At 40.0% G+C, this 12258-nt stretch carries 13 protein-coding genes; 10 read left to right on the top strand and 3 right to left on the bottom strand.

Going from position 1 to position 12258, the window contains the following annotated elements; translation table 11 throughout:
* Positions 1-25 precede the first annotated feature (25 nt).
* Positions 26-832 (top strand): exodeoxyribonuclease III, encoded by an 807-nt coding sequence (gene xthA, locus QUE03_RS08825; RefSeq protein ID WP_286267196.1) that lies wholly within the window; start codon positions 26-28, stop codon positions 830-832.
* 62 nt (positions 833-894) lie between these two features.
* Positions 895-1707 carry a 23S rRNA (guanine(745)-N(1))-methyltransferase gene (gene rlmA / locus QUE03_RS08820; RefSeq protein ID WP_286267194.1) on the top strand — a complete coding sequence of 271 codons (813 nt, stop codon included), beginning with the start codon at positions 895-897 and terminating at the stop codon, positions 1705-1707.
* A gap of 27 nt (positions 1708-1734) precedes the next feature.
* Here rlmA and yfbV read toward each other — a convergent pair whose 3' ends face one another.
* Positions 1735-2157, bottom strand: coding sequence for a terminus macrodomain insulation protein YfbV (gene yfbV / locus QUE03_RS08815; RefSeq protein ID WP_286267191.1), 423 nt, complete (start codon positions 2155-2157; stop codon positions 1735-1737).
* Positions 2158-2345: 188 nt separating this feature from the next.
* Here yfbV and QUE03_RS08810 point away from each other — a divergent pair, with 188 nt between their 5' ends.
* From QUE03_RS08810 to QUE03_RS08785, 6 genes are all read left to right on the top strand, one after another.
* Positions 2346-3545, top strand: a complete 1200-nt coding sequence (locus tag QUE03_RS08810) for an acetate kinase (RefSeq protein WP_286267189.1) — start codon at positions 2346-2348, stop codon at positions 3543-3545.
* A 2-nt stretch (positions 3546-3547) separates the two neighbouring features.
* The gene (pta, locus tag QUE03_RS08805) at positions 3548-5677 is read left to right on the top strand and encodes a phosphate acetyltransferase (RefSeq protein WP_286267187.1); all 2130 of its coding nucleotides are present in this window, start codon (positions 3548-3550) and stop codon (positions 5675-5677) included.
* A gap of 474 nt (positions 5678-6151) precedes the next feature.
* Entirely contained in the window at positions 6152-6541 is a 390-nt protein-coding gene (locus QUE03_RS08800) for an ACT domain-containing protein (RefSeq protein WP_286267185.1), read from the top strand.
* Positions 6542-6566: 25 nt separating this feature from the next.
* Positions 6567-6911 carry an ArsC family reductase gene (locus QUE03_RS08795; RefSeq protein ID WP_286267183.1) on the top strand — a complete coding sequence of 115 codons (345 nt, stop codon included), beginning with the start codon at positions 6567-6569 and terminating at the stop codon, positions 6909-6911.
* Positions 6911-8050, top strand: coding sequence for a succinyl-diaminopimelate desuccinylase (gene dapE / locus QUE03_RS08790; protein WP_286267181.1), 1140 nt, complete (start codon positions 6911-6913; stop codon positions 8048-8050). Before QUE03_RS08795 ends, dapE begins: the two co-directional genes overlap by 1 nt.
* Positions 8035-8733, top strand: coding sequence for a M15 family metallopeptidase (locus tag QUE03_RS08785; RefSeq protein ID WP_286267180.1), 699 nt, complete (start codon positions 8035-8037; stop codon positions 8731-8733). The genes dapE and QUE03_RS08785 overlap by 16 nt, the downstream gene beginning before the upstream one ends.
* Before the next feature lie 226 nt (positions 8734-8959).
* Here the strand turns inward: QUE03_RS08785 and bamC are convergent, their stop codons facing one another.
* Together bamC and dapA are read right to left on the bottom strand one after the other, a co-directional pair.
* Entirely contained in the window at positions 8960-10039 is a 1080-nt protein-coding gene (gene bamC / locus QUE03_RS08780) for an NlpB/DapX family lipoprotein (protein ID WP_286267178.1), read from the bottom strand.
* A complete protein-coding gene (gene dapA, locus QUE03_RS08775; RefSeq protein ID WP_286267176.1) occupies positions 10039-10929 on the bottom strand; it encodes a 4-hydroxy-tetrahydrodipicolinate synthase in 891 nt (296 codons plus the stop codon). Before dapA ends, bamC begins: the two co-directional genes overlap by 1 nt.
* Positions 10930-11196: 267 nt before the next feature.
* Here dapA and QUE03_RS08770 point away from each other — a divergent pair, with 267 nt between their 5' ends.
* Both QUE03_RS08770 and bcp read left to right on the top strand, forming a co-directional pair.
* The gene (locus QUE03_RS08770) at positions 11197-11718 is read left to right on the top strand and encodes a glycine cleavage system transcriptional repressor (protein WP_286267175.1); all 522 of its coding nucleotides are present in this window, start codon (positions 11197-11199) and stop codon (positions 11716-11718) included.
* Positions 11719-11726: 8 nt separating this feature from the next.
* Positions 11727-12197 (top strand): thioredoxin-dependent thiol peroxidase, encoded by a 471-nt coding sequence (gene bcp / locus QUE03_RS08765; protein WP_286267173.1) that lies wholly within the window; start codon positions 11727-11729, stop codon positions 12195-12197.
* Positions 12198-12258 lie beyond the last annotated feature (61 nt).

Below are 12258 nucleotides of genomic sequence, written 5' to 3'. Positions count from 1 at the left end.
TATTCTTTTGGAATTCACTAACACTATGAAAATAATCTCATTTAATATCAACGGATTGCGAGCAAGACTTCATCAACTTCAAGCCATTATTGACAAACACCAACCAGATGTGATCGGCTTACAGGAAATTAAAGTACATGATGAAATGTTTCCTGTCGCCGATGTCGAGGCGATGGGTTACAATGTCTATTTTCATGGTCAAAAAGCACATTACGGCGTCGCCATGTTAACCAAAAAGCCAGCCGATGTTGTTCGCAAAGGGTTCCCTACCGACAACGAAGAACATCAAAAGCGTATGATCATGGTTGAGACTACTAACGATGCTGGCGAAAAAGTCACCGTGCTCAATGGCTATTTTCCACAAGGGGATAACATTTCACACGAGACCAAATATCCATACAAACGCCAATTTTATAAAGACTTAATGACTTATTTAAACGATCATCACCAAAATAATGAACATGTTGTAGTCATGGGCGATATCAATATTTCCCCCACTGATTTGGATATAGGTATTGGTAATGTAAACCGTAAACGTTGGTTAAAAACCGGTAAATGTAGCTTTCAACCGGAAGAGCGTGAATGGTTGAAAACGCTAATGGACTGGGGCTTTAAAGATACGTTTAGAGAGCTTCACCCCGCTCGCACAGAGCGCTACTCGTGGTTTGATTACCGCTCAAAAGGATTTGTTGATAACCGTGGACTGCGAATTGATGTCATCCTAGCCACTGAAGAAATGGCCACCTGTTGTGTTGAAGCCGATGTAGATTATGAATTAAGAGGTATTGAAAAGCCTTCTGATCACGCCCCTATTTGGTCTACCTTTAAATAATCCCTTTGTTGATAACGTAAACTGGAAAAGACTTGCCCTAGAGGGCAAGTCTATTTATAAAAATGACCGATTCTCCTGAATATATTTGTCCGCTGTGTGAAGCTCCACTCTCGCCATCGCATGGCGCATTAAGGTGCACGAATAATCATAGCTTTGATATCGCCAAAGAAGGCTATGTAAACTTATTGCCAGTACAGTTCAAGCATTCAAAAAATCCAGGTGATAACAAAGCCATGGTCAATGCTCGCAGAGAGTTTTTGGAAAAAGGATTTTATCAACCATTGGTCGAACGATTAGCAGCGTTACAAATGGAGTTCGCTGACAATAACTTGCCAACATTAGATGCGGGCTGTGGTGAAGGTTATTATACCCACCAACAAATGCATAGCAGCGCAGTTTACGGCGTTGATATTGCTAAAGAAGCCATTAAAAAAGCGGCAAAAAAATATCGTCAATGTGACTTTAGTGTCGGCACTTTGTCACAACTCCCGTTTACCAGTGAATTCTTTGGCTGGATTGTATCGATTTACGCACCTATTCTTGAAATTGAATTTTCTCGTGTTTTAAGTCAAGGGGGATATTTACTGACTGTCACCCCAGCGGAGCAACACCTGTATGAATTAAAATCCTTAATTTATCAGCAGGCACAAACGCACGATGTCGAGAAATGTCCTGTAGAAAATCTTACATTAGTGCACCAAGAGCAACTTTCTTATCCCATGATGATTGAAAGCGGCCAAGACACCTTAAATTTATTGTCAATGACACCTTTTGCATTTAAAGCAAGCAAAGAGGTTAAACAGCAAATAGCCAAGACGGCAAAATTTACGTGTCAAGCAGACTTTTTAATTAGACTGTTCAAAAAAGAGAACTAAGTACGAAACACCTTGTCGTTATGCGCGCTAATAGGAGCTTTTATAGGAGAGATTCAATAATGTGGCTAAATCAATGTACCTTGGTTTATCAACAGACAGCTTAATATCACCCCCCTGTTGAATATATTTAGCCACGCCTTCTTTATACCAGCTTGCCAAAGCAGAAGGTAAAAATTTATCTGCTTTCACTCCCAACATGACAAACGCTTGCAACGGCATTGATCCAATGAACAAACCATATACCAACATTTGCGGTACTAGGTCAGTGTAGCCTAAACCTAAAGGCATTATGACGGTGAGAAGGGCTAAACCTGGAAAAAAACGATAGGTGAAGCGGCTCATTTGCACTGCGCGATAATCAGCGAAGAAATTTGCTAATTCAGCACGTTCTGGCCACAACTTCATATAGTTCATACCCAATTTAATGAGCGATACAACACTTATATTCATATGGAAATAATAAACCAAATTAGTGGCTTTTTACAAATTAAAGATGTAACACCCATTTATATATGTAAACACAATACACAATTAAGCCATAATTAAAGCAAATATGTAATTTTATTTGCATTACATCAATACTTTTGTGAACAGTTAGCGCTATAGTTAGGGCATCAATGATTTAGCACCTTTTCTATATGAATCAACAATTAATTCTAGTTATAAATTGCGGAAGTTCTTCGCTTAAATTTTCACTTATTTGCCTTTCAACAAAGCACACAATTTTAACCGGTCTTGCCGAATGTTTAGGAACGCCTGAAGCACAGCTGACCATCAAAAAAAATGGTGAAAAAACAAAAACAGGCTTAGTGGCCCCTCACAATCACCGTAAAGCGATTGAAAATATATTAACCTATTTGAAAGAGCAGCAGCTTGATCAAAGTATTATTGCCTTAGGCCATAGGTTCGTGCATGGCGGAGAAGTTTATTCTGCTCCCACGCTAATTAACGACCAAGTAATTGAAAAAATTGAGGAACTTTCATCATTGGCACCACTCCATAATCCTGCAAACCTGATTGGTGTCGATGCAACTCAAGCCGCCTTCCCAAAACTACCGCAGGTTGCAGTATTTGATACCGCTTTTCATCAAACCATGCCTGAACAAGCATTTTTATACGCGATACCTTATGAACTATATACGAAGCATGGCATTAGACGTTATGGTTTTCATGGCACAAGTCACTATTTTGTTGCTAAAGAGGCTGCAAAAATACTAGACAAGAAATTTAGTGCAGTAAACTTAATTACAGCCCATCTAGGCAACGGCTGTAGTATCAGTGCGATAAAAGATGGACGAAGTGTCGATACCAGTATGGGCCTAACGCCACTTGAAGGTGTAGCAATGGGTACCAGAAGTGGTGATATTGATCCTGGACTGTTGCTGCATTTGCAACAGGAGTTAGGTTATACCGCTGAGCAGCTCAATCAATTACTGAATAAAGACAGTGGTCTAAAAGGGTTATCGTCGCTCAGTAATGATTGTCGTGCACTTGAAGATGCAGTCCTGAAAGATAATCATCCCCAAGCGACCATTGCTTTATCGGTGTTCTGTTATCGTATTGCAAAAACCATCAGCAGCTACATCGCTGCGTTAGAATCTCTCGATGGACTTGTATTTACCGGCGGTATTGGTGAAAACTCTTCGTTCGTAAGAACACAAGTCGTTAAAAGGCTATCTCTGTTAAATATTCATCTTGATGAAGAGAAAAACGAAGCCACTCGCTTTGGTGCATCTGGCAATATTGCTAGCCCAACATCTCGCCCCTGTTTAGTTATCCCTACGAACGAAGAATGGGTGATCGCCGAACAAACTCAACAAGTACTCAATAAGGAATAATCATGGCGCCCATTAAAAAATCACATCGTGTCATGCTCGTCCCCGTCGGTTTCGGTGTCGGCTTAACCAGCGTAGTGTTAGGCATGGTTCATGCCTGCCAACAACAAGGCATCAAAATTGGTCACTTTAAACCAATCAGTCAAACTGCGCGCAACAAAAGGCTGGGTTCCAAAGATGATGCATACTTTACAGAGCATGAATACTCTATTCCATTAAGTCATGTCGAAGAAAAAATGGGCGACGGTGACACCGAAGTTATCCTAGAAAAAATTGTCGCCAATTGCGAAGCATTAGAGCAAGACAATGAATTGGTTATTATTGAAGGCTTGATCCCCACTACACGGCAGCCGTATGCTGCTCGAATTAATCGAGACGTTGCACAAGCATTATCAGCTGAAATAGTGCTTGTTGCTGCACCTGATAGTGATGATACCGAGCAATTTGAAGATCGGATTGAAGTTACCGCACAAACTTATGGTGGCATAAAGAATAAGAGATTGCTGGGTTGTATTATCAATAAGCTAAACTCCCCTGATAAAGATGAATTTGGCTTACTCCCCCGCGAGCATGAAATAATCGAAGATATTGATTTGAGCCCCTGGCAAAATCTATCAATTTTTAGAAATTCCAACTTTAAATTATTGGGCTCAATTCCTTGGGAGCTAGAATTAATCGCACCACGCGTAAAAGACATTGCCGATTACTTAGAAGCAACGGTACTGAATGCTGGGGACATGTCACACCGAAGAATTCGGAGTGTGACATTTTGTGCTCGCTCGGTAGCAAATTTAGTAAGCCATCTTGTGCCTGGCCGATTAATTGTAACTCCCGGTGATCGCGTTGATATTATCATCGCCACTTGCCTTTCTGCGCTCAATGGGACAAAAGTTGGAGCTTTGCTACTGACCAATGGCTACATACCTAACGAAAATGTCACCGCCTTGTGTAAACAAGCACTAGATGCTGGTTTACCAATACTGTCAGTACCTTGGGATACGTGGCAAACATCTCGCTATATAATGAATTACAATCCTGAAATTCCGAGTGACGATATCCAAAGGCAAGACCGTATCAAGCAATATATTGCAGATAATATCAGTAGTGATTGGTTAGATGATCTTAAAGCGTACGCAGGTGGAACTGCTTTAATGTCGCCGCCAGCCTTTAGACATAAACTCACTCATCTCGCACAACAAGCCGATAAATTGATCGTGCTACCAGAAGGAACAGATGTTAGAACCATCAAAGCGGCCGCTATTTGTGCGCAAAGAAAAATAGCACGGTGCCAATTACTCGGGAATAAAGAAGAGATTTTACTGATTGCTGAACAACAAGGGATCAGCCTACCCTCAGGAGTATTGATCACGGATCCTACAAGCATCATTGAAAATTATGTTAATCCAATGGTCGAGCTTAGAAAACATAAAGGATTAACAGATGGGCTGGCTCGACAAGAATTACAAGATACAGTAGTACTCGGCACTATGATGCTACAGTTAGGTCAGGTTGATGGCCTAGTCTCTGGTGCGGTGAATACAACAGCCAATACCATCCGACCGGCCTTACAACTTGTGAAGACCGCAGAAGGATGTTCACTGGTCTCCTCAGTCTTTTTCATGCTCTTACCGGACCAAGTACTGGTTTATGGTGATTGTGCAATAAACCCTGATCCTAATGCAGAGCAGCTCGCCGATATTGCAATACAATCAGCAGAATCTGCGATCAGTTTTGGTATTGATCCTAAAGTTGCGATGATCAGCTACAGCACTGGCAGCTCTGGGCACGGCGCAGATGTTGAAAAAGTAACTTTAGCTACAAAACTTGCTCAAGAAAAACGACCAGATTTGGTGATCGATGGACCACTGCAGTATGACGCTGCTATCATGGAAAATGTTGCCAAGAAAAAAGCGCCAAACAGCCCTGTTGCTGGTAAAGCCAATGTCTTTATATTCCCTGATTTGAACACAGGAAATACAACATACAAGGCAGTGCAACGCTCTGCTGATTTAATTAGTATAGGTCCAATGCTACAAGGCATGGGGAAACCTGTAAACGATCTTTCACGTGGCGCTTTGGTTGACGATATTGTATACACTATTGCCTTAACAGCTATTCAAGCAAAAAGTAACTAAAAGTCATCGATTTAGCCTAAACACAAGAGTTTAAGTTCAATAAATCTTTATATAGGTCTATTTACAGAAGATTATTGTTATTTTTGACACTTTAATGACAATAACCATATCAAATTATAGTGTCAAAAAATGAACCATGTTTTTATTTTATATTTTACAATGAGATAGAGAGTTGAGCCGAGCTTGTTCACAATGATATCCACAGCTTTTGTGGATATCATTTCTAAAGTGTTTTTAAGTATTTGTCAAAATAATGCGGAATTACTTAGAAGATAAATATATATTTTCAACTGCTTCAACTTAAAACGATCCTTAAACCCTAATATTTTAAGTTTTTGACATGTAACAATCTTTACCCTCTAATTTTATTGAATTAATTACCTACACATCTGCGCCAACTTCACGGATATGATAGTCATTGAATAACAATCTGGTATAGTAGATAGTTAGTCTGTTTTGAAAGCTAAAATCCTAATGAGCAAAAAACTTACCCTGCAATTATTATCCGAAAATTTTTCAATTCACAGTATGGCGGTATCAACCCCTATTCCTCAAAAAGTTTTTGATGCACCAATATTTTTTATTGCAAAAACCTTTGATGAAGTTTCTATTGTTTTACCGAGCAGCTTTGAAATCACCAGTGATGATGTTGAGCCCGACTGGCGCGCACTTGAAGTTGTAGGTCCACTAGGGTTTAGCTTAACGGGCATTCTTTCGAACATTTCCACAGTACTAGCGAACGAAAAAATTAGCATATTTGCTATTTCAACCTTTGATACCGACTACATATTAGTAAAAGAGAATACAGTAGAAAAAGCGGTTGAAGCACTAAATGCAAATCAGTACCAAGTTATTCTAGACTAATCAATTCAAAGAGTAAGGGCGATAAATGACCACCATCTATGGTATTCACAACTGCGATACAATAAAAAAAACACAAAAATGGTTAACCGATAATCAAATAGAATACACTTTTCATGATTTCAGAAAAGACGGGCTCACACCGAAAACATTAACCCAATTTTTCGAATATTCAGACTGGAATTTGCTTCTGAACAAGCGAAGTACTACCTATCGCAATCTAAGTGATGAACAAAAAAGTAACATGAGCCGAGACAGTGCTTTTGAGTTATTCCTTGAACAGCCAACATTGATAAAGCGACCGGTCCTGATTAAAGACAATGACTTGACCGTAGGTTTTAAAGCAGCGCAATACCAAGAGATTTTTACGTAATGAATCAAGACGTAATCGACCTAGCCAAAGCGCTTATCACTAGAGAGTCTGTAACGCCAGAAGATGCAGGATGCCAGCAGTTAATGGCCGACATACTTGCGCCACTGGGCTTTGATATTGAGACCATGGTATTTGATGACACCACGAACATGTGGGCAAGAAAAGGTCAAAGCAAACCGGTTTTTTGTTTTGCTGGGCACACAGACGTTGTACCAACAGGGGATTTAACCTTATGGCATACACCTCCATTTGAGCCAGTCATTCATAATAAGATGCTCTTTGGTCGTGGAGCAGCAGACATGAAAGGTAGTCTTGCTGCAATGCTTGCCGCTACCGTTAAATTTGTCACAGATCATCCAGCTCATTCGGGATCTATCAGTTATTTGATTACCAGTGATGAAGAAGGCCCATTTATTAATGGAACAACACGGGTTATTGATACATTAGAAGCAAGAAACGAAAAAATTGACTATTGTATTGTAGGTGAGCCCTCAAGCTCTCACCTAGTCGGCGATGTAGTTAAGAATGGCCGTCGAGGATCCATTTCTGGTGAGCTCAAAATCAAAGGAAAACAAGGCCATGTCGCCTACCCTGAGCATGTTAAAAACCCCATTCATTTTGCGATGCCTGCTTTAGCTGAGCTAAGCCAAACCCACTGGGATCATGGCAACAGTTATTTCCCTGAAACCAGTTTTCAGTTAACCAATATTAAATCGGGGACTGGCGCCACTAATGTGGTACCTGGTGATTTGACCGCGTGGTTTAATTTACGTTATAGCACAGAGTTAAACGATCAAGTCATTGTCGAAAAAGTTGAAAACATTCTTCATGCACATGAGCTAGATTTCGACATAACGTGGACGTACAACGGTAAACCCTTTATCACCGAACCAGGAGTATTACTCGACGGTGTGACAGATGCTATATCGAAAGTTACAGGGCGTGAAGCATTGCTTTCTACCTCTGGTGGTACCTCAGATGGTCGATTTATCGCTCCGACGGGTGCAGAAGTATTGGAACTAGGGCCGTGCAACGCAACAATCCATCAAATCAATGAATGTGTTTCTGTAGATGATTTATACCAATTAGTCGACATTTATTACCACAGCATGGTCAATATTTTATGCCCCGCATCTTAACGGCAGAACTCGTTGGGCAAGCACAAACACATATCCATTGGTTAAAACCCAACATTGGCATTAACCAAGGTATGCTCGCTGCGTGGCAGCGTATGGTAAGGGCAGCACAACAAGATAATATTGAGTTGTCTATCGCCAGTGGCTATCGTTCTTTTGAGCGTCAGCTAAGTATTTGGAATAGAAAATTCACGGGTGAATTAGCTGTGCTTGATATCAACGAACAGCCTTTACAAATCAGTGAATTATCAGAGCTTGCATTAATTGAATCCATTATGCTCTTTTCTGCACTACCTGGTGGAAGTCGTCATCATTGGGGCACAGATATTGACGTTTATGCCCCTAACCTATTACCAGAAAACTATAAGTTAAGGCTTGAAAAATCAGAATATTCCGCTGGTGGTCCATTGAGTGATTTGCATATATGGTTACAGGACAACGCCAAGACATTTGACTTCACTTTTCCTTATGACACTTTTAAAGGTGGGGTCGCTGGTGAGCCGTGGCATATATCGTATCAGCCCGTCGCACAGCAATTTGAAAAAGCTTTCGACGTCAGCGCACTGATATCAACACTTTTAGACGCCGACATTAAAGGGAAACAAACTCTGATCGACAACATCGATATGTTGTATAATCGCTTTATTAGCAGTGTTTTTAACCTACAGGACACAACCAATGGATAATTGGCTCCCAATCATAGTCGTGATTGTAGTCGCGCTCTTTGTAATTGGTAATTTCAGTACCCTTCACAAAAATTCGGCCATGCCTTTGCGCAAGAAAGGTTTGAATGAACTAAAAGAAACATTACCGAGAACCAATAAATCGAAACAAGAGCCACCGAGCTTTTCTGAAAAAAAATTCTCAACAAAAAAAAACTCCGACTAGCGGAGTTTTTTTTGCACAATACGATTATAAATCCCTAAACGATAAACCCGGCTCCATCACTGGGAAAATCAGTTCAAGCTTATCTTCATTTAACACTAAACCATCTTCATCATAAATCGTGACAAAACTTGAGCTCTCTTTTTTCGACAACACAAATTGATATTTCCGATTCTCTAAATCGACAACTGGTACTTCATCACCCCAAATTGAATCCCAAATACTTGTTTCCGGTTTGACGAAATCAACAAAATAGATATGTTTAGACTCATTAATATCAGCGACTTTAAAACCATGGCGTTCAAAGAAAATAGGAAGGTTTTGCCATAACAATTCAAGCTCCATTTCAACAAGGTATGCTGCTTCACCTTCGTTGTTTTCTGCCAATGAAACGATTTTTTGGCTCGCTCTCAGTAAGTGGTTTTCACGTTGTTGCAGTCGGTATGTATAATCAACTTGTGAAGTGATAGCGTTCAACATCGCCATTTCAGCACGTACTTGATCAATAGGATCTGCTTGTTTAGTCGAGCCTGACTTATTCGTCAACATGTAATCAACTAGTTTCACTTGTACCGAAACACTTCGACCATGAGGCTTTGTTCCAACTATGATATCGAATTTTTTACTTTCCGATAGCACCGTGTCTTTTAGCAAAACACCTTCTTCTTTTTCTCGGTGTATCCACCCTGTTGTCAGCGTCAGTCCGTCCGCTGATTCGCTCTCAATAGTTGTACCGCTTTCACTTACTTCCTTTTTAATAGCATCAACAATAAAGACTTTCAAATCCTTGTCTTCAAGTACTTTATCAAACCAAATAATTGCGTCGCTTGATTGAGTGACAACTCGTGAAGAAGCGGCAACAGGCAGTACTAATGATGGCGCTCTCACATCGACTTCTGCACCTGTGGGGCCACTGACTTTGGCTTCATCTACTATTTCAAAATCATTTTTGGTAACAGGTTTGTTTAAATTTTCAGGGACTTTAATTACACTAGCTTCTTGCTTATTTGCATATTCAAAGTCACCAGTCGCTCGTCTAGCATCATTACCACTACAGGCGGCAATAGATAAAGATAAAATTGAATAATAAAAAATACGACGACTCATTAATTCTCCTGCGGATATAAATTCGATTTAACTATTGTTTGTTCTATTTTTTGTTTAGCCTGTGACGATATCATAGTCAAAGGCAAACGTAATAAGGCATTTGGTATTTTTTTCAAATAATACAATGCCCATTTTACTGCAATAGGGTTTGATTCAATAAATAAATCTCTGTGTAATGCAACCAAATCTAGTTCTAACGCTTTTGCCTGCTTAATATTATTGTTATTTAAGTGTGCTTGTATTGCAGCCATGGTTTGTGGGACAACATTTGCTGTTACTGAGATAACACCATCTCCCCCTAATCGACAAAATTCAAAGCCTGTCTCATCATCACCACTGAGCAATGTAAACGATGCACCACATTTAGCTCTTAACTTATCGATACGCGATAAATCAGCTGTAGCGTCTTTGAGTCCAACAATGTTAGAAAGTTCAGAAAGCTTTGCAACAACCTCGTTTGGTAAATCACACGCCGTACGGCTAGGCACATTGTATAGAATAATGGGCAGTGTTGTTGCCCGAGCGATTTCACTATAATGAGCTATTAGGCCTTCATTTGTCGGCTTATTATAATATGGGGTCACCGTCAGGTAGCCGTCAATATTCAAACTATTTAACCGGCGTGTTAGTTGGCAACTGGCATAAGTATTATTGCTACCGTTGCCAACAATGATCTTTATTTTTCCTTGGCTTACGTCAACAACATGTTGCGCAAGTTCAAATTTCTCATCGTCAGATAATGTTGGTGATTCTCCAGTAGTTCCGGCAACAACTATGGCTGAAGTGCCGCTGTCTATATGCCATTTAACTAGCTGGGTAACACAATCAAAATCAATACAATTTTCAGAGGTAAATGGCGTAATCAACGCTACGATACTCCCAAAAAACATATCTTTTACCCGTATAATCTCTAATTGCGCCACATGGTACTTGTCCACATATACAAACACAAGTTGTGAATGTAATTAAATTAATCCCCTCAATGTTGAACAAGACAATGGCTGTAACGCACTAATTTAATGATACACCACATTTTTTTAACGTGTGGCAAATCTGTGATTTTCGAGATGAATATCCGTGAACACGCACCAAAGGGTTAAAATTTGTAATTATTCTGGTTACAATAGCGCCCTTTTCCATTAATGGGGTATTACTACATGTCTCAATATTTAGTACTAACGGCCATGGGCGCTGATAGGACGGGGTGTGTAAGTGAGCTAACCAAATTAGCGAGCGAATGCGGCTGCAATATTATGGATAGCCGAATGGCAATATTTGGCCATGAATTTTCGTTTATCATGCTACTAAAAGGCGATGTTCGCGAAATAAACCAATTGGAAGCAAAGTTGCCAGCGCTAGCGCACAGCCTGGATTTACTCACCATGATGAAACGCACTTCTGGCTACAAAACTTTAGATATAAGCCAGTACTATCAAGCCCAATATTCAGGTATAGATCAACCCGGTATTTTAAAATCGGTCACATCATTTTTTGCCCATCACAATTTGGATATCTCCTCACTCAAATCGGACATATCTCCACAAACCAATATGATGAGTGCAGTCATTGAATTTACAGTCAATGAGACCGCTAATATAGATACCCTAGAAACACAATTTTTAGAGCTTTGTGAACAGTTCAATGTTCAAGGCTGTATTAAGCAGATTAAACATCAATAGGATCACACATGAAAACGTTACAAGCCGGTGACAAAGCACCCTCTTTTGAGCTAGCCGATCAAAACGGCGAGATGGTCAAATTAGCTGATTATATTGGCAAACAACAAGTACTGGTTTACTTTTATCCAAAGGCTATGACACCAGGCTGTACAGTTCAAGCCCAAGGGTTACGTGACAGCAAAGACGCGCTGAAAAAAAACAATACGGTAGTGTTTGGTATTAGTCCTGATGAACCGAAACGATTAGATAAGTTCTGTCAACGCGATGAATTGAACTTTACTTTGCTTTCGGACGTTGATCACAAAGTAGCCGATGATTTTGGTGTCTGGGGTTTGAAAAAATTTATGGGACGTGAATATGATGGCATCCATCGCTTGAGTTTTCTTATTGGCCTAGACGGTAACATCAGCCATGTGTTCAATAAGTTTAAAACTAAGAATCATCATGAGGTAGTCTTAGAGTTTTTAGAGAATAACTAAAAACCTGATTACCTGATAAATGCCATTTATAAAAGAGACTATAGGTTAACCCAACCTAGTC

This window comes from Thalassotalea atypica, assembly GCF_030295975.1.
Lineage (GTDB): Bacteria > Pseudomonadota > Gammaproteobacteria > Enterobacterales > Alteromonadaceae > Thalassotalea_F > Thalassotalea_F atypica.
The sequence above is the reverse complement of the archived record's forward strand: the minus strand, read 5'-3'. Positions and strand labels throughout refer to the sequence as shown.

Bases quoted from the DNA above. Each gene is read 5' to 3' on its own strand.
- xthA (WP_286267196.1), top strand. From the start codon at position 26: ATGAAAATAATCTCATTTAATATCAACGGATTGCGAGCAAGACTTCAT.
- rlmA (WP_286267194.1), top strand. From the start codon at position 895: ATGACCGATTCTCCTGAATATATTTGTCCGCTGTGTGAAGCTCCACTC.
- yfbV (WP_286267191.1), bottom strand. From the start codon at position 2,157: ATGAATATAAGTGTTGTATCGCTCATTAAATTGGGTATGAACTATATG.
- QUE03_RS08810 (WP_286267189.1), top strand. From the start codon at position 2,346: ATGAATCAACAATTAATTCTAGTTATAAATTGCGGAAGTTCTTCGCTT.
- pta (WP_286267187.1), top strand. From the start codon at position 3,548: ATGGCGCCCATTAAAAAATCACATCGTGTCATGCTCGTCCCCGTCGGT.
- QUE03_RS08800 (WP_286267185.1), top strand. From the start codon at position 6,152: ATGAGCAAAAAACTTACCCTGCAATTATTATCCGAAAATTTTTCAATT.
- QUE03_RS08795 (WP_286267183.1), top strand. From the start codon at position 6,567: ATGACCACCATCTATGGTATTCACAACTGCGATACAATAAAAAAAACA.
- dapE (WP_286267181.1), top strand. From the start codon at position 6,911: ATGAATCAAGACGTAATCGACCTAGCCAAAGCGCTTATCACTAGAGAG.
- QUE03_RS08785 (WP_286267180.1), top strand. From the start codon at position 8,035: ATGCCCCGCATCTTAACGGCAGAACTCGTTGGGCAAGCACAAACACAT.
- bamC (WP_286267178.1), bottom strand. From the start codon at position 10,039: ATGAGTCGTCGTATTTTTTATTATTCAATTTTATCTTTATCTATTGCC.
- dapA (WP_286267176.1), bottom strand. From the start codon at position 10,929: ATGTTTTTTGGGAGTATCGTAGCGTTGATTACGCCATTTACCTCTGAA.
- QUE03_RS08770 (WP_286267175.1), top strand. From the start codon at position 11,197: ATGTCTCAATATTTAGTACTAACGGCCATGGGCGCTGATAGGACGGGG.
- bcp (WP_286267173.1), top strand. From the start codon at position 11,727: ATGAAAACGTTACAAGCCGGTGACAAAGCACCCTCTTTTGAGCTAGCC.